General features: G+C 71.5%; 17 protein-coding genes. 9 read left to right on the top strand and 8 right to left on the bottom strand.

Annotation, left to right across the window (positions count from 1 at the left end; all coding sequences use genetic code 11):
• Positions 1–3 precede the first annotated feature (3 nt).
• Both ASD33_RS14690 and ASD33_RS14685 read right to left on the bottom strand, forming a co-directional pair.
• Positions 4–813: a DNA-formamidopyrimidine glycosylase family protein gene (locus ASD33_RS14690; protein ID WP_056558890.1), complete on the bottom strand. Its 810-nt coding sequence runs from the start codon at positions 811–813 to the stop codon at positions 4–6.
• Positions 813–1,307: a ribose-5-phosphate isomerase gene (locus ASD33_RS14685; RefSeq protein ID WP_056558888.1), complete on the bottom strand. Its 495-nt coding sequence runs from the start codon at positions 1,305–1,307 to the stop codon at positions 813–815. The genes ASD33_RS14690 and ASD33_RS14685 overlap by 1 nt, the downstream gene beginning before the upstream one ends.
• Positions 1,308–1,503: 196 nt before the next feature.
• Here ASD33_RS14685 and ASD33_RS14680 point away from each other — a divergent pair, with 196 nt between their 5' ends.
• A complete protein-coding gene (locus ASD33_RS14680; protein WP_056558885.1) occupies positions 1,504–2,967 on the top strand; it encodes an amino acid permease in 1,464 nt (487 codons plus the stop codon).
• Between the two features lie 113 nt (positions 2,968–3,080).
• Here ASD33_RS14680 and ASD33_RS14675 read toward each other — a convergent pair whose 3' ends face one another.
• Positions 3,081–3,674, bottom strand: coding sequence for a biotin transporter BioY (locus tag ASD33_RS14675; protein ID WP_056558881.1), 594 nt, complete (start codon positions 3,672–3,674; stop codon positions 3,081–3,083).
• A gap of 254 nt (positions 3,675–3,928) precedes the next feature.
• Between ASD33_RS14675 and ASD33_RS14670 the strand changes: the two genes are divergently transcribed.
• The 3 genes from ASD33_RS14670 (at position 3,929) to ASD33_RS14660 (ending at position 7,688) form a co-directional block, all read left to right on the top strand.
• Entirely contained in the window at positions 3,929–5,302 is a 1,374-nt protein-coding gene (locus ASD33_RS14670; RefSeq protein ID WP_056558878.1) for an amino acid permease, read from the top strand.
• Between the two features lie 114 nt (positions 5,303–5,416).
• The gene (locus ASD33_RS14665) at positions 5,417–6,829 is read left to right on the top strand and encodes an amino acid permease (RefSeq protein WP_056558874.1); all 1,413 of its coding nucleotides are present in this window, start codon (positions 5,417–5,419) and stop codon (positions 6,827–6,829) included.
• Between the two features lie 214 nt (positions 6,830–7,043).
• Positions 7,044–7,688: a superoxide dismutase gene (locus tag ASD33_RS14660; RefSeq protein WP_056558869.1), complete on the top strand. Its 645-nt coding sequence runs from the start codon at positions 7,044–7,046 to the stop codon at positions 7,686–7,688.
• Positions 7,689–7,800: 112 nt separating this feature from the next.
• On the opposite strand, the gene ASD33_RS14655 is transcribed toward ASD33_RS14660, so the two are convergent.
• Entirely contained in the window at positions 7,801–8,436 is a 636-nt protein-coding gene (locus ASD33_RS14655) for a DsbA family protein (RefSeq protein WP_056558866.1), read from the bottom strand.
• Positions 8,437–8,581: 145 nt separating this feature from the next.
• On the opposite strand from ASD33_RS14655, the gene pepN (ASD33_RS14650) reads away from it, so the two are divergent.
• On the top strand, positions 8,582–11,131 hold the full coding sequence (gene pepN, locus ASD33_RS14650) for an aminopeptidase N (protein ID WP_056558863.1): 2,550 nt from the start codon (positions 8,582–8,584) through the stop codon (positions 11,129–11,131).
• Positions 11,132–11,279: 148 nt separating this feature from the next.
• Positions 11,280–12,287: a hypothetical protein gene (locus tag ASD33_RS14645; protein WP_056558859.1), complete on the top strand. Its 1,008-nt coding sequence runs from the start codon at positions 11,280–11,282 to the stop codon at positions 12,285–12,287.
• A gap of 4 nt (positions 12,288–12,291) precedes the next feature.
• Here the strand turns inward: ASD33_RS14645 and ASD33_RS14640 are convergent, their stop codons facing one another.
• The 4 genes from ASD33_RS14640 to ASD33_RS14625 form a co-directional block, all read right to left on the bottom strand.
• The gene (locus tag ASD33_RS14640; RefSeq protein ID WP_056558856.1) at positions 12,292–13,443 is read right to left on the bottom strand and encodes a serine hydrolase domain-containing protein; all 1,152 of its coding nucleotides are present in this window, start codon (positions 13,441–13,443) and stop codon (positions 12,292–12,294) included.
• A 101-nt stretch (positions 13,444–13,544) separates the two neighbouring features.
• Positions 13,545–14,012, bottom strand: a complete 468-nt coding sequence (locus ASD33_RS14635; protein WP_056558852.1) for an NUDIX hydrolase — start codon at positions 14,010–14,012, stop codon at positions 13,545–13,547.
• A gap of 9 nt (positions 14,013–14,021) precedes the next feature.
• Entirely contained in the window at positions 14,022–14,570 is a 549-nt protein-coding gene (locus ASD33_RS14630; RefSeq protein WP_056558849.1) for an HPP family protein, read from the bottom strand.
• Between the two features lie 132 nt (positions 14,571–14,702).
• Positions 14,703–15,605 carry a pyridoxamine 5'-phosphate oxidase family protein gene (locus ASD33_RS14625; RefSeq protein WP_056558847.1) on the bottom strand — a complete coding sequence of 301 codons (903 nt, stop codon included), beginning with the start codon at positions 15,603–15,605 and terminating at the stop codon, positions 14,703–14,705.
• A 134-nt stretch (positions 15,606–15,739) separates the two neighbouring features.
• Between ASD33_RS14625 and ASD33_RS14620 the strand changes: the two genes are divergently transcribed.
• The 3 genes from ASD33_RS14620 to pepN (ASD33_RS14610) all read left to right on the top strand — a co-directional run bounded on the left by ASD33_RS14620 (position 15,740) and on the right by pepN (ASD33_RS14610) (position 20,161).
• Positions 15,740–16,294, top strand: a complete 555-nt coding sequence (locus ASD33_RS14620; protein WP_056558844.1) for a CGNR zinc finger domain-containing protein — start codon at positions 15,740–15,742, stop codon at positions 16,292–16,294.
• Positions 16,295–16,408: 114 nt separating this feature from the next.
• Complete coding sequence (locus ASD33_RS14615; protein WP_056558841.1) at positions 16,409–17,428, top strand: aspartate-semialdehyde dehydrogenase; 1,020 nt, start codon at positions 16,409–16,411, stop codon at positions 17,426–17,428.
• A gap of 159 nt (positions 17,429–17,587) precedes the next feature.
• The gene (pepN, locus tag ASD33_RS14610) at positions 17,588–20,161 is read left to right on the top strand and encodes an aminopeptidase N (RefSeq protein ID WP_056558838.1); all 2,574 of its coding nucleotides are present in this window, start codon (positions 17,588–17,590) and stop codon (positions 20,159–20,161) included.
• Positions 20,162–20,278 lie beyond the last annotated feature (117 nt).

The following is a 20,278-nucleotide window of genomic DNA, read 5'->3' as shown; positions in this document are numbered from 1 at the left end:
CGGTCAGCGGGTCTGGCAGTTCGGGCACCAGAAGAGGTTCCGGGCCGCCAGGTCCGCGGTGCGGATGCCGGTGCCGCAGAGGTGGCAGGGCTGATTGGCGCGGCGGTAGACGTAGACCTCGCCGCCGTGGTCGTCGACGCGCGGCGGGCGGCCCATGGCTTCGGGGGTGTGCTCGGGGCGGACGGTGTCGATGCGGTTGAGGCGGACGCCCTCGCGCATCAGTGCGGCGAGGTCGGTCCAGATCGCGTCCCACTCCCCCGCGGTGAGGTCCTTGCCGGCGCGGTAGGGGTCGATGCCGTGCCGGAAGAGGACTTCGGCGCGGTAGACGTTGCCGACGCCCGCGATGACCTTCTGGTCCATGAGGAGGGCGGCGACGGTGGTGCGGGACTTCGATATCCGGCGCCAGGCCCGGTCGGGGTCGTCGTCGGTGCGCAGCGGGTCGGGGCCGAGGCGGTCGTGCACCGCCCGCTTCTCGGCGTCCGTGATGAGCGCGCAGGTCGTCGGGCCGCGCAGGTCGACGTAGGACTCGGGGTTCGCGAGGCGCAGCCGGACGGTGTCGGTGGGCGGCGGCGCGGGGGCGTCGCCGAAGTTCACCTTGCCGAAGAGGCCGAGGTGGATGTGGATCCATTCCTCGCCGGGGAAGCCGAGGAAGAGGTGTTTGCCGTGGGCCTCGGTGGTCTCCAGGACGGTGCCGTCGAGCAGGGCCGCCGAGTCGGCGAACTTGCCCTGGGGGCTGGAGACGCGCACGGACCGGCCGCCGAACCGTTCCCGGTGGTCGGCGGCCAGTCGGTGGATGGTGTGCCCTTCGGGCATCAGGCGGTCGGCTCCTGCGGGTGGTGGGCCGGGATCGGGGGGAGCTCGCCGGTGTTCTCGTACGCGGTGAGCATGTCGATCCGGCGGGTGTGGCGCTCGTCACCGGAGTACGGGGTGGTCAGGAAGATCTCGACGAACTTCGTCGCCTCTTCCCGGGTGTGCATCCGGCCGCCGACGGAGATCACGTTGGCGTTGTTGTGCTCGCGGCCGAGGGCGGCGGTCTGCTCGCTCCAGGCGAGGGCGGCGCGCACCCCCTTCACCTTGTTCGCGGCGATCTGCTCGCCGTTCCCGGAGCCGCCGATGACGATGCCCAGGCTGTCCGGGTCCGCGGCCGTCTTCTCGGCGGCGCGCAGGCAGAACGGCGGGTAGTCGTCCAGGGCGTCGTAGATGTGGGGACCGCAGTCGACGGGCTCGTGGCCGTGTGCCGTGAGCCACTCGACGAGGTGGTTCTTTAGTTCAAAGCCGGCGTGGTCGGAACCGATATAGACGCGCATGATGCCGAGTGTGGCACGTCAGGGCCCGGGTAGCAGGCATCGGGGTCGGGACCTTCACCCGACCTGGTACGGACCTTCGACTCTCGCGATGTCGCCCGTACAACGATCCGGAATGAGGGCTTCCGATCATCCCCTCCCACGGGGTTCAATGCTCGGGCTCGCGACCCGAGCGCCCCCCACACACGAGGAAGCGTCGATGAACACGCAACCGACCCTGACGAAGGACGGCGAGGACACCGGCACGGCCGGCGCCCCGCAGTCCTCCGACGGCCTCAAGGCCGGACTCAAGAACCGTCACCTGTCGATGATCGCGATCGGCGGCGTCATCGGCGCCGGCCTGTTCGTCGGCTCCGGCTCCGGCATCGCCGCGGCCGGTCCCGCGATCCTCCTCTCGTACGCACTCGTCGGCGCCATGGTCGTCTTCGTGATGCGGATGCTGGGCGAGATGGCCGCCGCGCGGCCCTCCTCCGGCTCCTTCTCCGCCTACGCGGACCGGGCACTCGGCCGCTGGGCCGGCTTCAGCATCGGCTGGCTGTACTGGTTCTTCTGGGTCGTCGTCCTCGCCGTCGAGGCGACCGCGGGCGCCAAGATCCTGGAGAGCTGGGTCCCGGCCGTGCCGCAGTGGGGCTGGGCGCTCATCGTGATGGTGGTGCTCACCGCGACCAACCTCGGCTCGGTCGCCTCCTACGGCGAGTTCGAGTTCTGGTTCGCCGGCATCAAGGTCGTCGCCATCGGCGCCTTCGTCGTCATCGGACTGCTCGCCGTCTTCGGCGTGCTCCCCGGCTCGGGCAACCCGGGCGCCGGTTTCGCGCACCTCACCGACAGCGGGGGCTTCTTCCCGATGGGCGCGGGCGCGGTCCTCACCGGTGTGCTGATGGTCGTCTTCTCCTTCATGGGCAGCGAGATCGTCACCCTGGCGGCCGGCGAGTCCGAGAACCCTCAGAAGGCCGTCACCAAGGCCACCAACAGCGTGATCTGGCGCATCGGCGTCTTCTACCTGGGCTCGATCTTCGTCGTCCTGACGCTGCTGCCGTGGAACGACAAGTCGATCGTCGAGAAGGGCTCGTACGTCGCCGCCCTCGACTCCATCGGCATCGCGCACGCCGGGCAGATCATGAACGTGATCGTCCTGACCGCCGTGCTCTCCTGCCTGAACTCGGGGCTCTACACCGCCTCCCGCATGGCCTTCTCGCTCGGGCAGCGCGGTGACGCGCCGAAGGCCTTCGCCAAGGTCAACAAGCGGGGCGTGCCGACGGCGGCGATCCTCGGCTCGGTCGTCTTCGGCTTCGCCGCGGTCTTCTTCAACTACAAGTGGCCGGACACCGTCTTCGCCTTCCTGCTGAACTCGTCCGGCGCGGTGGCGCTCTTCGTCTGGCTCGTCATCTGTGTGACCCAGCTGAAGATGCGCGGCATCATCCTGCGCGAGACGCCGGAGAAGCTCGTCGTGAGGATGTGGCTCTTCCCGTACCTGACCTGGGCGACCATCGTCATGATCGTCGGCGTCCTCGGCTACATGGTCTACGACGGCGGCAGCAACCGCGACCAGGTGGTCCTGTCGCTGCTCGTCGCCGCGCTCGTCATCGCGATCTCGCTGGTCCGCCAGCGCCTCGGCAGGGCCGGCCGGGCCGACGGGACCCCGGAGGTCTCCGAACTCCGGTGATCCGGTGATCCGGTGGCCCGTACGACAGGGCCGGTGATCCGGCGGTCCGTACGCGGGAGGGCCCGTCGTTCCTCGGGGAACGACGGGCCCTCCTCGTGTGCGCGGACGGGCGCTCAGCCCTTGCGGCCGAGGAACTTCCAGGCGGCGGGGAGGGCACCCATGGCGAGGGCCGCCTTGAGGGCGTCGCCGATGAGGAAGGGCGTCAGGCCCGCGGCGACGGCCTGGCCGAAGGTCATGCCGGTGGCGAGCGCCAGGTAGGGCACGCCGACGGCGTAGATGATCGCGGAGCCGAGGGCCATCGTGCCGGCGGTGCGCAGGACCGAGCGGTCGGCACCGCGGCGGGCGAGGGAACCGACGACGGTCGCGGCGAGGAGCATGCCGAGCACATAGCCGAAGGACGGCATGCCGTAGCCGGAGGAGGCCTCGGCGAACCACGGCACGCCCGCCATGCCGGCCACCGCGTACAGAGCGAGGGCGAGGAAGCCGCGGCGGGCGCCGAGCGCGGTGCCGACGAGCAGGGCGGCGAAGGTCTGGCCGGAGACCGGGACCGGGGAGCCGGGGACCGGGACGGAGAGCTGCGCGGCGAGGCCGGTGAGGGCCGCGCCGCCGACGACCAGGGTGATGTCCCGGGCGCGGCTCGACGGGATGAGGTCGGCGAGGACGGTGCCCGCACGGAGGGTACGGGCGGGGGCGGCGGCGGTGCTCATCGGTACTCCGCGGGGGTGAGGGTGGGTGGGACAGGTTGACGGTATGCCAGGAGTGAACGCTCGATCACCGTCAGCCGCCCACAAAGCGCGGGGCGAGCGCTTCGTGGAGTTCGAACAAAGCCCGTCACTCACTCCTCGCGCCACGTGACGCTTGTCACTGGGAACTCCTCCGTGGAGGTCCCTTTTGCGCCAGGGGGTGGTCACTGGAGAGACTGTGGAGTCTCCATAAACCGCCAGAGAGCACGAGCCCCCACATGCACGACCCCCTCGCTCCCGAACCGGAGCCCCTCTCCCATGGCCTGAAGCAGCGTCATCTGACGATGCTGGGGCTGGGCGGCGTGATCGGCGCCGGTCTCTTCGTCGGTTCGGGCGCGGGCATCGCGGTCGCCGGACCCGGCATCGTGGTCTCGTATCTGATCGCCGGCGCGCTCGCGATGCTGGTGATGCGGATGCTCGGCGAGATGTCGGCGGCGATGCCGGCCTCGGGGGCGTTCTCGGTGCACGCCGAGCGGGCGCTCGGCCGCTGGGCCGGGTTCTCGGTGGGCTGGCTGTACTGGTTCCTGCTGGTCGTGGTCCTCGCCGTGGAGGCGACGGGCGCGGCGCGGATCGCGCACGGCTGGGCGCCGGGGGTGCCGCAGTGGGGCTGGGTGCTGGTCTTCATGGTGGTGTTCACCCTGGCCAACCTGGCGGCGGTGAAGAACTTCGGCGAGTTCGAGTTCTGGTTCGCGGCGCTCAAGGTCGGCGCGATCGTGCTGTTCCTGGTCCTGGGCGTGCTCGCGATCGTCGGATGGCTGCCCGACACGGACCCGGTGGGGCTCGCCAACCTGACCGGGCAGGGCGGGTTCCTGCCGAACGGCTGGTCGGGGGTGGTCTCGGGCGTCCTCGCGGTCGTCTTCGCCTTCGGCGGTCTGGAGGTCGTGACGATCGCGGCGGCCGAGTCCGACGACCCGGCGCGGAACGTGGCGCGGGCGGTGCGCAGCGCGGTCTGGCGGATCCTGCTCTTCTACGTGGGCTCGATGCTGGTGATCGTGACGCTGCTGCCGTGGACGTCGATGAAGCCCGGCGAGTCGCCGTACGTGGCGGTCCTGGACGCGATCGGGGTGCCGGCGGCGGGCCAGATCATGAACGTGGTGGTGTTCGTGGCGCTGCTCTCGGCGCTCAACGCGAACCTGTACGGGTCCTCCCGGATGGTGTTCTCGCTGGCGGAGCGCGGGGAGGCCCCGAAGGGGCTGCTCAGGGTCTCGGGCGGCGGGGTGCCGCGCCGGGCGGTGCTCGCCTCGGTGGCCTTCGGCTTCGTCTCCGTCCTGCTCAATCTGAAGTGGCCGGATTCCGTCTTCCTCTACATGCTCAACGCGGTCGGCGCGGTGCTGCTGTTCGTCTGGGCGCTGATCGCGGTCTCGCAGCTGCGGCTGCGGCGCCGGATCGAGCGCGAGGCGCCCGAGACGCTGACGCTGAGGATGTGGGGCTTCCCGTGGCTGACCTGGGTGACGCTCGCCGCGATGGGGGTGGTGCTGGTGCTGATGCTGCTCGACGACACGGCCAGGCCGCAGGTGCTGTGGTCGAGCGCGGCGACCGGGGCGGTGCTGCTCGTGGCGTGGGTGCGGGAGCTGCGCACGAACCGGAACTGAATCTTCACCTTGTGTGAGGCTGGTGCCCGTATAGCGGACTCCTGTTCCCTGTGAGCGGTGCGCGCGCTCAGACTGTGGGCTCTCCCCGTCTCAGCTAGTGAACAGGGCTCGCCCATGTCTCGGACCACCGCGCCCGCGCCGGCCGACCGGAAGGACGGCGCGACCGCAGCTGCCGAGGGCCTCACGCACGGCCTCAAGCAGCGCCATCTCTCGATGATCGCCCTCGGCGGCGTCATCGGTGCCGGGCTCTTCGTCGGCTCCGGCGCCGGCATCGCCGCCGCCGGCCCCTCGATCGTGATCGCCTACGCGATCTCGGGCGTGCTCGTCATGCTCGTGATGCGCATGCTCGGCGAGATGTCCGCGGCGAACCCGGCCTCCGGCTCCTTCTCGGTCCACGCCGAGCGGGCCCTCGGCCCCTGGGCGGGCTTCACCGCCGGATGGGCGTTCTGGTTCCTGCTCTGCGTCGCCGTCGGCCTGGAGGGCATCGGCGCGGCGAAGATCATGACCGGCTGGTTCCCGGGCAGCCCCGAGTGGGCCTGGGTCGCGCTCTTCATGCTGGTCTTCTGCGTCACCAACCTGGCGGCCGTGAAGAACTTCGGCGAGTTCGAGTTCTGGTTCGCCGCGCTCAAGGTCGGCGCGATCGTCCTCTTCCTCGGCATCGGCGTGCTCGCGATCGTCGGCGTCCTGCCCGGCACGGACGCCCCCGGCACCGCGAACCTCACCGGCGAGGGCGGGTTCTTCCCGCACGGCTCGGAGGGCCTGATCGTGGGCCTGCTCGCCTCGGTCTTCGCGTACGGCGGTCTGGAGACGGTCACCATCGCGGCGGCCGAGTCGGAGCACCCGGTGCAGGGCGTCGCCAAGGCGGTCCGCACGGCGATGTGGCGGATCGCGCTCTTCTACATCGGCTCGATGGCGGTCATCGTCACGCTGGTCCCGTGGGGCGACAAGGCGGTCGTCGAGAAGGGGCCGTACGTCGCGACCCTCGACCACCTGGGCATCCCGGCGGCCGGCCAGATCATGAACGTGGTCGTCCTGGTCGCCCTGCTCTCCGCGATGAACGCCAACATCTACGGCGCCTCCCGGATGGCCGGTTCGCTCGTCTCGCGCGGCCAGGGCCCCAAGGCGCTCGGCCGCACCTACGGCGGGGTCCCCCGCCCGGCGGTGCTGGTCTCCTCCGTCTTCGGCTTCGCGTGCGTGCTGCTGAGCTACTGGCGTCCGGACGACATCTTCGTCTGGCTGCTGAACACGATCGGCGCGATCATCCTGGTCGTCTGGTTCTTCATCGCCGCCTCCCAGCTGGTGCTGCGCCGCCGCACCGAGCGCGAGGCGCCCGAGAAGCTGGTCGTGCGGATGTGGGGCTTCCCGGTGCTGACCTGGGTGGCGCTGGCCGGCATGGCGACGATCTTCTTCCTGATGGCCCGCGAGGAGGGCACCCGGGTGCAGTTGTACTGGACCGGCGGGCTGACGCTGGTGCTCGCGGTCGTCGGCTACGCCCGCCAGAGGGCGGCGGCCGGCCGGACCGCCTGAGCCCTCCCCCGTACGAGGAACCCGTACGGGACCCCGCACGAAGCCCCGGACCGCCCGTCGGTCCGGGGCTTCGTCATGTCCGGGGCTCGCCATGTCCGGGCTTCGCCACGCCCCGGGACCTAGGACGAAGGGCTGATCAACTTCCCCCGCACCTACTGTTAGCCTGCACTTGCACATAGGTTGCAATAAGCAGGAGCAGTCGAAGGGGCCGGGCATGGCGATCTACACACTTCCGGAGCTGCCGTACGACTACGCGGCGCTGGAACCGGTGATCAATCCGCAGATCATCGAGCTGCACCACGACAAGCACCACGCCGCGTACGTCAAGGGCGCGAACGACACCCTGGAGCAGCTGGAGGAGGCCCGCGACAAGGACCAGTGGGGCGCGGTCAACGGCCTGGAGAAGAACCTGGCCTTCCACCTCTCCGGCCACATCCTCCACTCCATCTACTGGAACAACATGGACAGCCCGAAGAACGGCGGTGGCGGCGAGCCGCTGGCCGCCGACGGCGTCGGTGACCTCGCGGACGCGATCACCGAGTCCTTCGGCTCCTTCGCCAAGTTCAGGGCCCAGCTGACCAAGGCCTCCGCGACCACCCAGGGCTCCGGCTGGGGCGTCCTCGCCTACGAGCCGGTCAGCGGCCGGCTCATCGTCGAGCAGGTCTACGACCACCAGGGCAACGTCGGACAGGGCTCCGTCCCGGTCCTCGTCTTCGACGCCTGGGAGCACGCCTTCTACCTGCAGTACAAGAACCAGAAGGTCGACTTCATCGAAGCCATGTGGCAGGTCGTCAACTGGCAGGACGTGAACAGGCGCTACCAGGCGGCCAAGGCCTCCGTACCGCTGATCTCCTTCTGAACCCCGACTCCTGCCCGTGATCGTCTTCTCACCGTTCACGGGGCAGGCGGATGAAGGAAGAACCCCCGTGAGGACATGACTCACGGGGGTTCTTCGGGCTGCGCGGCCGGGACTACTCGAAGCTGGGCGCCGCCGTCCGGGTGCGCTTGATCTCGTAGAAGCCCGGCGTCGACGCCACGAGCAGCGTGCCGTCCCACAGCCGGGCCGCCGCCTCGCCGCGCGGGGTCGGGGTGACCACCGGGCCGAAGAACGCGACCTCGTCGCCGTCCGGGCCCGGCACCGCGACGACGGGGGTGCCGACGTCCTGGCCGACCTTGTCTATGCCCTCCTGGTGGGAGGCGCGCAGCTCCGTGTCGTAGGTGTCCTTGTCGGCGTACTCGACCAGGTCCTCGGGCAGGCCGACGTCCCTCAGGGCGCCGGCGATGGCCTCGCGGGTCGGGCCCTCGCTGTTGTTGTGGAAGCGGGTGCCGAGCGCCGTGTAGAGCTTGCCGACGACCTCGTCGCCGTGCAGCTGCTGGGCGGCGACGACGACCCGGACGGGGCCCCAGGCCTGGGTCTCCAGCATCTCGCGGTACTCGGCGGGCACCTCGTCGAGACGGTCCTCGTTGAGCACGGCCAGGCTCATGACCTTCCAGCGCACGTCGATCGGGCGGACCTTCTCCACCTCGAGCATCCAGCGCGAAGTCATCCACGCCCAGGGGCACAGGGGGTCGAAGTAGAAGTCGGCGGTGGTCCTGCTCTCGGACATCTGGCTCCTCGGTGAGGCCGTCGGGATGGGTGGTGCGCCGAAAGGAGGCAACGCCACGGCGGCGCGAAGGCATTCCCCGCGTGCCGGGTGTCAGCTGCACATGGGAGGATCGGTGCTGTTTCGAACGTGCCACGAAGGAGTGACCGTGCCCGGTGAGAATCTGTCCCGCGACGAGGCCCACGAGCGGGCGGCGCTGCTGTCCGTCGACGGGTACGAGGTCGTCCTCGACCTCCGGTCGGCGGTCGGCGACTCCGCCGAGGAGGTGCGCACCTTCCGCTCGGAGACAACGATCCGCTTCCGCCGCACCGGCGAGGGCACGCGGACGTTCGTCGACCTGATCGCCCCGTCGGTGACCGCCGTCACCCTCAACGGGCGCGCCCTCGACCCGGCGGTCGTCTTCGACGGCTCGCGGATCACGGTCGACGGCCTCGCCGACGAGAACACGCTCGTGGTGGACGCCCGGTGCGCCTACAGCCGGACCGGCGAGGGCATGCACCGCTTCGTCGACCCGGAGGACGGCGAGGTCTACCTCTACACGCAGTACGAGCCGGCCGACGCCCGCCGGGTGTACGCCAACTTCGAGCAGCCCGACCTCAAGGCCCCGTACCGCTTCTCGGTGACCGCGCCCGAGGGCTGGACGGTCTGGTCGAACGGCGCGGGCGAGCAGGACGCCGAGGGCGTGTGGCGGTTCGCGGAGACGGCGCCGATCTCCACGTACATCACCTGTGTCGTGGCGGGCCCGTACCACTACGTGACGGACTCGTACGAGCGCGGCGACCTGAAGATCCCGCTCGGCGCGATGTGCCGGAAGTCGCTGGCGAAGCACTTCGACGCGGACGACGTCTTCCTGATCACCAAGCAGGGCTTCGACTTCTTCCACGACAACTTCGACTACCCGTACCCCTTCGGGAAGTACGACCAGGCCTTCGTCCCCGAGTACAACCTCGGCGCGATGGAGAACCCGGGTCTGGTGACCTTCCGCGAGGAGTACATCTACCGCGGCAAGGTGACGCAGGCGGCGTACGAGAGCCGGGCCAACGTCATCCTCCACGAGATGGCGCACATGTGGTTCGGCGACCTCGTCACCATGGTGTGGTGGGACGACCTGTGGCTGAAGGAGTCCTTCGCCGACTTCATGGGCTCGTTCGTGAACGCCGAGGCCACCCGCTTCACCAACAGCTGGGTGACCTTCGCCAACAACCGCAAGTCCTGGGCGTACCGCGCCGACCAGCTGCCGTCCACGCACCCGATCACGGCCGACATCCGTGACCTGGAGGACGCCAAGCTCAACTTCGACGGCATCACCTACGCCAAGGGCGCCTCGGTCCTCAAGCAGCTCGTCGCCTACGCGGGCCGGGACGCGTTCCTGGAGGGCGCGCGCCGCTACTTCAAGCGCCACGCCTACGGGAACACCCGCCTCGCGGACCTCCTCACCATCCTGGAGGAGACCTCCGGCCGCGACATGAAGGCCTGGGCGAAGTCCTGGCTCCAGACCTCCGGCGTGAACAGCCTGACCCCGGCCGTCACCTACGACGCGGAGGGCCGGATCACCGAGCTCGCCGTCCTCCAGGAGGGCGACGAGCTGCGCCCGCACCGGGCCGCCGTCGGCCTCTACCGGATCTCCGGCGGGGACCTCGTGCGGTACGCGCGGGCCGAGGCCGACCTCACCGGCGCCCGGACCGTCGTCGACGGGCTGGCGGGCGAGGAGAAGCCCGACCTGGTCCTCGTCAACGACGACGACCTCACCTACTGCAAGATCCGCTTCGACGAGGGCTCCCTCGCCACCCTGCGGGAACACCTCGGCGACATCACCGACCCGCTGGCCCGCGCCCTGTGCTGGTCGGCGCTGTGGAACCTGACCCGTGACGGGCTGATGCCCGCCCGGGACTTCGTCTCCGTCGTGCTCGCCTTCGCGGGCCGCGAGACCGAGATCGGCGTCCTGCAGATGGTGCACGCCTGGACGAAGTCGGCCGTCACGCTCTACGCGGCTCCCGAGTGGCGCGAGGAGGGCGGGCGGCTGCTCGCCGAGGGCGGCCTGCGCGAGCTGCGGCTCGCCGAGCCGGGCAGCGAGCACCAGCTGACCTGGGCGCGCTTCTTCGCGGCCACGGCCGGCGCGGACGCCGACTTCCAGCTCCTGGAGGGGCTGCTCGACGGTACGGCGAAGATCGACGGCCTCGACGTCGACCAGGAGCTGCGCTGGGCGCTGCTCTCCCCGCTGGCCGCGCACGGCCGGGCGGACGAGGCCCGGATCGACGAGGAGCTGGGCCGGGACGACACGGCGACCGGCAAGCGCCACCAGACCCGGCTGCTCGCCTCGCGGCCCTCGGCGGCGGTCAAGGCGCAGGCCTGGGCGCAGGTCGTCGAGTCGGACACCCTGTCGAACGCGCTGGTCGAGGCGACCATCGCGGGCTTCGTCCAGCCCTCGCAGCGCGAGCTGATCGCGCCGTACGCGGAGAAGTACTTCGCGGCGATCGAGCGGCTGTGGGCCGAGCGGTCGATCCAGATCGGCATGGACGTGGTCCGGGGTCTGTTCCCGGGGCTGCAGGACGACGAGGCGACCCTGGGCGCGACGGACGCGTGGCTGGCGGCGCACGAGTCGGCGGCGCCGGCGCTGCGGCGACTCGTCCTGGAGGCCCGGGACGACCTGGCGCGGGCGCTGCGGGCGCAGGCCTGCGACGGGCGCGTGGCGGAGTAGCGAGTGGCCGATGGGGAGCGGCTTCCCGGAGAGGGCGCCGCTCCCCATCGGCACTCGAACGCGCGTACTTTAGGGCGAGGTTGTCCCCAATTGTCGACGAGCGTGTAACAGGGGTTAGGGGAGCCTTCGGAAGCGGAAGACCCCCGGCATGAACCACAACACCCCCATCACCCCCCGCCCCCTCCCCCTCGCCTCCCGCACCGGTCGCACGCAACGCCTGGCGTCCGCCGACCAGTTGAGGAAGCTGGGGATCCCGGCCGGTGAGGTCGCGGCGCGCTGCCGGCCCGGCGGCGGCTGGCAGCAGCTGCTGCCCGGCGTCTTCCTGCTCCAGCAGGGCGCGCCCACCAGCGAGGACCGGCTGCACGCGGCCCTCCTCTACGCCCGCGGGACCGGGGCCGTCCCCCCGCAGGGCCCCGACGCGATGATCACCGGACTCGCCGCGCTGGCCCTGCACCGCTTCTCCTCCGCTCCCCCGCTCACCGCCCTGGACCGGATCGACGTCCTGGTGCCGAGGACCCGGCGGCTGCGCTCGACCGGCTGGGTGCGGGTCGTGCGCGCCCCCGAGTCCCCGGAGCCGCTGGAGCTCACCGGGGTCCCCGTCGCCCCGGTGGCCCGCGCCGTCGCCGACGCGGTGTCGGGCCTCTCGGACGCGGCGGCCGTACGCGGGCTGCTCACCGAGGCGGTGCGCGGCGGGCACTGCGAACCGGGCGTGGTGGTAAGGGAGTTGAGCCGGGCCCGGCTGCTCACCCGGACACACGTGGTGGACGCGGTGGACGCGCTGCTCGCCGAAAGCCGCTCGCTGTCGGAGGAGCGGCTGTTCGAGATGGTGCGGGAGTTCGCGCTGCCGGACCCGCTGTGGAACGTGGACCTGCGACTGCCGGGCGGCCCGCACCTGGGCGGGGTGGACGCCTACTGGCCGGACCAGGCGGTCGCCGTCGAGCTGGACACCCGGGCGCCCCGGCAGGACGACGACGCGCTGTGGTCCGAGTACACCCGCAAACGGGAGCACCTGGAGCGGCTCGGCATCACGGTCGTCCACCTCACCCCGCGCAAGCTGCGGGAGGCGATGGACCAGCAGGCCACCGTGGTGCGTACGGCGCTCATGGCGGCGGCGGACCGGCAGCCCTCCGCGTACGTCGTCGTCCTGCCGCGGTGACGGCCTACTTGTCGGCGGCGGCGGTGCCGCAGAACTCGGCCTCGACGACCTTCTGGGTGTCGCCCGTCCAGTCGGCGTTGAAGTTGCCGGCGAGGGAGTGCTCGCCGTCGCGGGTCACGTTCGCGAGGGAGGTGGAGCCGTGGATGCCGCCGCCGTGGCCCCAGACCTCCTTCCCGCAGCTCAGCTTCTCCTTCATGAGCCCGAGGCCGTAGCTCACGTTCGGGAAGTCGGGGGAGATCGGCACCGTGGTGGTCATCTCCCTGAGGCCGTCCCCGGTGAGGAGCCGGCCCTTGAGCAGGGCGCGGTAGAAGGTCTGCAGGTCGCGGGAGTCGGAGATGATCTCGCCCGCCGCGCCCGCGATGCTCGGGTTGAGCGCGGAGACCTCGTGGACGGGGGCGTCGACGTCCCGGGAGAGCTTGGAGTACGCCGGGCTGCTGGGCTCCGGCATGGCCGTGCGGGTCCCGGGGACGGTGGTGGCGCGGAGCTTGAGCGGCTTGATGATCCGGTTCTCGACGGCCTTGCCGTACGGGCGGCCGGTGACCTTCTCGATCACCATGCCGGCGAGGACGAAGTTGGTGTTGGAGTAGTTCCAGGAGGTGCCGGGGGCGAAGTCCGGCTCGTGGCTCATGGCGACCGCGACGAGCTGCCGCGGGGTCCAGGTGTCGTAGCGGTGCTCCAGGAAGCCGGGGCCGAAGACCTTCTCCTGGAAGGCGGGGTCCGCGGTGTAGCTGTAGATGCCGCTGGTGTGGTTGAGCAGCTGGCGGACGGTGATCCCGCGGCCGTCGTGGCCGTTGCCCCGGACGACGCCGGGGAGCCACTTCTCGACCGGGTCGTCGAGGTCGATGCGGCCCTCGGCCTGGAGCTGGAGGAGGACGGTGGCGGTGAAGGTCTTGGTGATGGAGCCGACGCGGTAGCGGTCGTTGCCCTTGCGGTCGCCGGCGGTTCCGGTCCAGCTGCCGTGTCCGTCGCGGGCCTGGGCGACGGCGCCGGGCACGCCGGAGTCGACGGCGTCCCCGAGCGCCTGCTGGGTGGCCGCGTGGCCCTGCTTCGCCGGTGCCGGTGCCGCCGCCAGCGCGGGGGCGGTGAGCGCGGTGGCGGTGATCCCCGCGACCAGGACGGCGGCCAGGACGGTGCGGGTGGTGCGTACGGCTGACATGCGGGCTCCCCTGTGGCTCTGCTGTGCGTGTGCTGCGGTCGGCGGGGAGGACCGCGGGGCCCTGGGGACGGTTGAGCGGGTGGGGGGCGGTTGAGCCTTTTTCAGCCTTTCGACGGATCGGAGAGGCGGGAGCGGCCGACCGGGGGCCGTTCGCGCCACAGGTCGAGGCCGATGTCGACGAGATCCACCCGGGGCAGCGCGGCGACGGCGTCGAGCGGGTGCCAGGCGGCGAGGTCCGTGGAACCGCCGGTCTCGTTGCGCAGGGAACCCCCGGTGACCTGGGCCTCGTAGATGATCCGCAGGCCCTGGAAGTCGCCCGGGGCGGCGAACCGGCGGATCCAGCCGCGCCGGATCGAGTCGACACCGAGGAGGGCGGTGGGCTCGACGAGATAGCCCGTCTCCTCCTCGACCTCCCGGACCATGGTCCGTACGGGTTCCTCGCCGTGGTCCATGCCGCCGCCCGGCAGCGTCCACCGCTTGGTCCCGTCGTCCGCCACCCAGCGGGCCAGGAGCACGTCGCCGTCCCGGACACACACGGCGTAGGCCGCCACCCTCAACTCCTGCTTCATGGAACGAGGTTAGATCCAGTACGCGGGATACGTCCGGCCCGTGACGCGGGCGGCCCCGAGGCCGACGGCGACCAACAGCGCGGAGGCGAGGGCGAGAAGGCCGATAAACGCCCAGAAGGGCGGCGACTGGAGGGCGACGATCACGGCGGTGGCCGCGGCGGGCGAGTGCGGGGTGCGGGCCGCCATCATGACGCCGAGCGCGAGGCCGCCAGCGACGGCGGCCGACCAGAAGCCGGGGCCGGCGAGGGCCAGGACGGCGAAGCCGGTGAGCGCGGAGAGCAGCTGGCCGCCGACGACCGAGCGCGGCTGGGACAGCGGGAGGTCGGGGGCGCCCGCCACGAGGGCCATGCTCGCCGCGAGCGGCGGGATCAGCAGCGGCTGGTGGAGCACGGTGCCGACGGCCACCAGGAGCAGGAGCGCGGCGACACTGCCGACGGTGGAGCCGAGCATCACCCGGAGCCGGGGGCGCGGGGGCGGGCCGGGGCGGGCGGCGGCTCGGGGCGGGACGGGGGCCGCGGCGGTGGGCAGGGTGGCTTCGGGGGCCGGGGTGGTGGTCACGAGCGGTCCTCGGGGGTGTCGGCGGGGGCGGCTTCGGAGGCAATCGGTGGTGCGGGCCGCCTGTGGTTCAAGCGGCCGGTGGTTCAGGCGGCCCGGGCAGTCGAGGTTCGAGCGGCCGGGGCGGCCGGTGGTTCAGGCGGTCGGGTCGATCGGTGAGCGGTCCACCGCCGACCAGCGCAGGGGGCTGCCCGCCGGGGTCTCCACCGTGCGCTCGACGCGGAAGCGGGTGACCCGCCCCTCGGGGCCGTACTCGGTGTGGGCGAGGCCGCTGAGCTGGAGGGTCGTCCCGGTCTCCCAGTCCAGGAAGAGCAGCCCGGCGCGTCCGTCCGCCTCCAGGTTGCCCAGGGTCAGGAACATCGCGTTGCCCGGGTAGTCGCGCCAGGTGAGTTCCCGGGGCGCTTCGACCCGCACGAAGCCGGGGTTGCCGCCGCGGTGGCTGGTCTCGACGCCGGCGGGGCCGACGGTGGCGACGAAGAAGGTGTCGGCGGCGCGGACGCGGCGCACCTGGTCGGGGCCGAGCACCTCGCCGTGCCGCACGGCACCGGCGTCGGGGCCGGTGGGGTCGGAGCCGTACCACTCCCGCCGGTGGAGGTACTTGGGGCAGTTGGAGAAGACCCGCTCGGCCTCGATGACCATCCCGCGCGCGCTGGGCCTCGCGGTGCCGTTGAGGCGCATCCGGCGGCGGGTGCGGGGGTCGAGGGCGAGGGTGCCGACGGGGGTTCCCCCCTCGGTGACGGCCCCGGCGAGCGGGTCGTGGGCGGGCACGCCGCCCGCGACGGAGAGGGTGTGCGGGCCGGTGGCGCGGACGAAGCCGGGGTCCCCGGCGAGCAGGCTCGCCCAGACGCGGCCCGAGGGGTCGGGGGCGCCGAGCAGCAGCATCGGCTGGGCCGCCAGGAAGGCGGCCGCGACCGGGCGGATGCCGGGGGCGATGGAGCGGCCGACGTGGGCGGCGAGGTCGCGGACGTCGTAGCGGTCCTGGAGGGCGAGGGAGCCGGGGTGGTACGCGGGTCCGGGCTGCGTGTCGTGGGCGCCCATGGGGTCCTCCGGAGGGTGCGGACGGTCGGGGCCACTGCAAGCTAACCCCTTAATTCGACTTTAATGGTTAGCCAAGAAGAACGTCAACCGCTCACGTACTCTTGAGGGGTTAGTTCGCCGAGAAGGGTGCCGCCATGACCGCCGCCACGACCCCCGTCGACCCGCGACCGCTCACCGGCGAGCCCGTCTCCCTGGACCTCCTCAACACCCGCTGGAACCTGGACGGCGTCCGGCAGGACCTGCTCACCGGGGTCGAGGGCCTCGCCGTCTGGCTCACCGCCAACGGCCTGGCCGAGCGGTTCACCGCCGACGCGGCCACCCTCCGCCACACCCTCACCGCCCGGGACGCGCTCGCCGCGCTCGTCGACCACCCCGGCGACCCCGGGGCCACCGCCCGCGTCGACGCCGTCCTCGGCCACGGCCGCATCCGGGCCACCCTCACCGCCGAGGGCCCCGGCGAGCGGGCCGAGTTCACCGACCCCGCCCACGGACCCGGCTGGACCGCCGCCCGCGACTACCTCGATCTGCTCCGCACCGCACCCGACCGCATCCGGGCCTGCGCCCACGAGGCGTGCATCCTGCACTTCTTCGACACCTCGCGGAACGGCACCCGCCGCTGGTGCTCGATGGCGCTCTGCGGCAACCGGGCCAAGGCCTCCCGGCACTACGCCCGTACGAAGGAGAGCTGAGCCCGGGGACCCCGCCGTCCGTCCCGGCCCTTGGACAATGGATTGGACAAGGCGGCACGGGACATACGCATCATGGACCGGCAGCACCCTGCACATACGTACGGAGGAGTCCCCGTGAAGGTCGGAATCGTCGGAGCCACCGGTCAGGTCGGCACAGTCATGCGCAGCATCCTGGCCGAGCGCGCGTTCCCGCTCGACGAGCTGCGGCTCTTCGCCTCCGCCCGCTCCGCCGGCACCGTCGTCGACGGCGTCACGGTCGAGGACGCCTCCACCGCCGACTACACCGGCCTGGACATCGTCCTGTTCTCCGCCGGCGGCGCCACCTCCAAGGCCCTCGCCGAGAAGGTCGCCTCCCAGGGTGCCGTCGTGATCGACAACTCCTCCGCCTGGCGCCGCGACCCCGAGGTCCCCCTCGTCGTCTCCGAGGTCAACCCGCACGCGGTCAAGGACCGCCCCAAGGGCATCATCGCCAACCCGAACTGCACCACGATGGCCGCCATGCCGGTCCTCAAGCCGCTCCACCAGGAGGCCGGCCTCACCGCGCTGATCGCCACCACCTACCAGGCCGTCTCCGGCTCGGGCGTGGCCGGTGTCGCCGAGCTGCGCACCCAGGCCTGCGCCGTCGCCGAGACCGCCGACCAGCTCGCCTTCGACGGCGGGGCCGTCGAGTTCCCCGAGCCCACCGTCTACAAGCGCCCGATCGCGTTCAACGTGGTCCCGCTGGCCGGCTCGATCGTCGACGACGGCTCCTTCGAGACCGACGAGGAGCAGAAGCTCCGCAACGAGTCCCGCAAGATCCTGGAGATCCCGGAGCTCAAGGTCTCCGGCACCTGCGTCCGCGTCCCCGTCTTCTCGGGCCACTCGCTCCAGGTCAACGTGCGCTTCGAGCGTCCGATCAGCGTCGAGCGCGCCTACGAGCTGCTCAAGGACGCCGAGGGCGTCGAGCTGTCCGAGATCCCGACCCCGCTCCAGGCGGCCGGCAAGGACGCCTCCTACGTCGGGCGCATCCGCGTGGACGAGACCGTCGACAACGGTCTGGCGCTCTTCCTCTCCAACGACAACCTGCGCAAGGGCGCGGCGCTGAACGCCGTGCAGATCGCGGAACTGGTCGCCGCCGAGCTCAAGGGCGCCTGACGCCCGGAGCGGTACGGGGGCGGTCATCCGGAGACGGGTGGCCGCCCCCGCGCGTTCCCCCGGAAAGCTCCCGTGTTCGCCCTGGGAAATGTCCCGTGCGCTGCCGACACGCCCCGTGGAAGGATGGGCCAAACATCACAAAACCGAGGAGTTGACCGGGTGCCTGGCACGAACCTGACCCGTGAAGAGGCTCAGCAGCGGGCGGCGCTGCTGACCGTGGACGCGTACGAGGTCGAACTCGACCTCACCGGTGCGCAGGAGGGCGGCACCTACCGGTCCGTCACCACCGTCCGCTTCGATTCCGCCGAGGCCGGTGCCTCGACCTTCATCGACCTCGTCGCCCCCGCCGTCCACGAGGTCGTGCTCAACGGCCACGCGCTCGACGTCGCCGCCGTCTTCCGCGACTCGCGGATCGCCCTGGACCGTCTCGCCGCGGGCAGCAACGAGCTCAAGGTGGTCGCGGACTGCGCGTACACCAACACCGGTGAGGGCCTGCACCGCTTCGTCGACCCGGTCGACGACCAGGCCTATCTGTACACCCAGTTCGAGGTGCCGGACGCGCGTCGCGTCTTCGCCTCGTTCGAGCAGCCCGACCTCAAGGCGACCTTCCAGTTCACCGTGAAGGCCCCGAGCGGCTGGTCGGTCATCTCGAACTCGCCGACGCCGAAGCCCGACAACGACGTGTGGGTCTTCGAGCCCACCCCCCGCATCTCGACGTACATCACGGCCCTGATCGTCGGCCCGTACCACTCGGTGCACTCGACGTACGAGAAGGACGGCCAGACCGTCCCGCTCGGCATCTACTGCCGTCCCTCGCTGGCCGAGTTCCTCGACGCGGACCACATCTTCGACGTGACCCGCCAGGGCTTCGACTGGTTCCAGGAGAAGTTCGCGTACGACTACCCGTTCGCGAAGTACGACCAGCTCTTCGTGCCCGAGTTCAACGCGGGCGCGATGGAGAACGCGGGCGCGGTCACCATCCGCGACCAGTACGTCTTCCGCTCGAAGGTGACGGACGCGGCGTACGAGCGGCGCGCCGAGACCATCCTGCACGAGCTGGCCCACATGTGGTTCGGCGACCTCGTGACCATGGAGTGGTGGAACGACCTCTGGCTGAACGAGTCGTTCGCCACCTTCACCTCGGTCGCCTGCCAGGCCTCGGTGCCCGGCACCCGCTGGCCGAACGCCTGGACCTCCTTCGCCAACGCGGAGAAGACCTGGGCCTACCGCCAGGACCAGCTGCCGTCGACGCACCCGATCATGGCGGAGATCAACGACCTGGAGGACGTGCTCGTCAACTTCGACGGGATCACGTACGCCAAGGGCGCGAGCGTGCTCAAGCAGCTCGTCGCCTACGTCGGCGAGGACGAGTTCTTCAAGGGCGTCCAGGCCTACTTCCAGGCGCACGCCTTCGGCAACACCCGCCTCTCCGACCTCCTCGGCGCCCTTGAGGAGACCTCGGGCCGCGACCTGAAGACCTGGTCGAAGGCGTGGCTGGAGACGGCCGGCATCAACATCCTCCGCCCGGAGATCGAGACCGACGAGAACGGCTCCATCACCTCCTTCGCCGTCCGGCAGGAGGCCCCCGCGCTGCCCGCCGGCGCCAAGGGCGAGGCCGTGCTGCGCCCGCACCGGATCGCGATCGGCTTCTACGACCTCGACGCGGCCGGCAAGCTCGTCCGCACCGAGCGCCTGGAACTCGACATCGAGGCGGCCGCGCTGACCGCCGTGCCGCAGCTCGTCGGCACGTCCCGCCCGGCGGTCGTCCTCCTCAACGACGACGACCTGTCGTACGCCAAGGTCCGCCTCGACGAGGTGTCCCTGAAGAACGTCACCGCGCACCTCGGCGACTTCGCCGAGTCGCTGCCGCGCGCCCTGTGCTGGGCCTCGGCCTGGGACATGACCCGCGACGGCGAGCTGGCCACCCGCGACTACCTGGACCTGGTGCTCTCGGGCATCGCCAAGGAGTCCGACATCGGCATGGTCCAGTCGCTCCAGGGCCAGGTCAAGGCGGCCCTCGACCTGTACGCGGCGCCGGAGTTCCGGGCCACCGGCCTGGCGCGCTGGGGCAGCTTCGCCCAGGAGCAGCTGCGCGCGGCCGAGGGCGGCAGCGACCACCAGCTGGCGTGGGCGCGGGCGTTCGCGGCGACCGCGCGGACGGACGCGGAGCTCGACGTGCTCGCCGGGCTGCTCGACGGCTCCGTGGTGATCGAGGGCCTGGCCGTCGACACCGAGCTGCGCTGGGCGTTCGTGCAGCGGCTCGCGGCCACCGGCCGCTTCGACGAGGCGGAGATCGCCGCCGAGCTGGAGCGCGACCGTACGGCGGCGGGCGAGCGGCACGCGGCGACCGCGCGCGCGGCCCGTCCGACGGAGGCCGCGAAGGCGGAGGCCTGGGCCCTGGTCGTCGAGGACGACAAGCTGGCCAACGCCGTGCAGGAGGCCGTCATCGGCGGCTTCGTCCAGTCCGACCAGCGCGAGCTGCTCGCCCCGTACACGGCGAAGTACTTCGCGTCGATCAAGGGCGTCTCGGAGACCCGCAGCCACGAGATGATCCAGCAGATCGTGGTCGGCCTCTACCCGGCGGTCCAGGTCTCTCAGGGGACCCTGGACGCCACGGACGCGTGGATCGCCGAGAACGACCCGGTCCCGGCGCTGCGTCGCCTGGTGACGGAGTGCCGCGCGGGCGTCGAGCGCGCCCTGAAGGCACAGGCGGCGGACGCGGCCGCGAAGTAGGCGGGCGGGCCGTACGAAAGAAAGGGGCGCCCTCCCCCGTGGGGGCGCCCCTTCCTCGTGCGTGGAGTCCGCCCGGCGGGCGGGCGTCGGCGCGCGGCCGCTCCGCCGGGCGGAAGT

The sequence above is a fragment of the Streptomyces sp. Root1304 genome, assembly GCF_001426405.1.
Classification (GTDB): Bacteria; Actinomycetota; Actinomycetes; order Streptomycetales; family Streptomycetaceae; genus Streptomyces.
The sequence above is the reverse complement of the archived record's forward strand: the minus strand, read 5'-3'. Positions and strand labels throughout refer to the sequence as shown.

Excerpts from the sequence above, each read along its gene's own strand:
- ASD33_RS14670 (WP_056558878.1), top strand. The coding sequence starts at position 3,929 with ATGCACGACCCCCTCGCTCCCGAACCGGAGCCCCTCTCCCATGGCCTG.
- ASD33_RS14620 (WP_056558844.1), top strand. The coding sequence starts at position 15,740 with ATGACCGCCGCCACGACCCCCGTCGACCCGCGACCGCTCACCGGCGAG.
- ASD33_RS14660 (WP_056558869.1), top strand. The coding sequence starts at position 7,044 with ATGGCGATCTACACACTTCCGGAGCTGCCGTACGACTACGCGGCGCTG.
- ASD33_RS14625 (WP_056558847.1), bottom strand. The coding sequence starts at position 15,605 with ATGGGCGCCCACGACACGCAGCCCGGACCCGCGTACCACCCCGGCTCC.
- ASD33_RS14665 (WP_056558874.1), top strand. The coding sequence starts at position 5,417 with ATGTCTCGGACCACCGCGCCCGCGCCGGCCGACCGGAAGGACGGCGCG.
- ASD33_RS14685 (WP_056558888.1), bottom strand. The coding sequence starts at position 1,307 with ATGCGCGTCTATATCGGTTCCGACCACGCCGGCTTTGAACTAAAGAAC.
- ASD33_RS14690 (WP_056558890.1), bottom strand. The coding sequence starts at position 813 with ATGCCCGAAGGGCACACCATCCACCGACTGGCCGCCGACCACCGGGAA.
- ASD33_RS14655 (WP_056558866.1), bottom strand. The coding sequence starts at position 8,436 with ATGTCCGAGAGCAGGACCACCGCCGACTTCTACTTCGACCCCCTGTGC.
- ASD33_RS14640 (WP_056558856.1), bottom strand. The coding sequence starts at position 13,443 with ATGTCAGCCGTACGCACCACCCGCACCGTCCTGGCCGCCGTCCTGGTC.
- ASD33_RS14645 (WP_056558859.1), top strand. The coding sequence starts at position 11,280 with ATGAACCACAACACCCCCATCACCCCCCGCCCCCTCCCCCTCGCCTCC.
- ASD33_RS14680 (WP_056558885.1), top strand. The coding sequence starts at position 1,504 with ATGAACACGCAACCGACCCTGACGAAGGACGGCGAGGACACCGGCACG.
- ASD33_RS14635 (WP_056558852.1), bottom strand. The coding sequence starts at position 14,012 with ATGAAGCAGGAGTTGAGGGTGGCGGCCTACGCCGTGTGTGTCCGGGAC.
- ASD33_RS14675 (WP_056558881.1), bottom strand. The coding sequence starts at position 3,674 with ATGAGCACCGCCGCCGCCCCCGCCCGTACCCTCCGTGCGGGCACCGTC.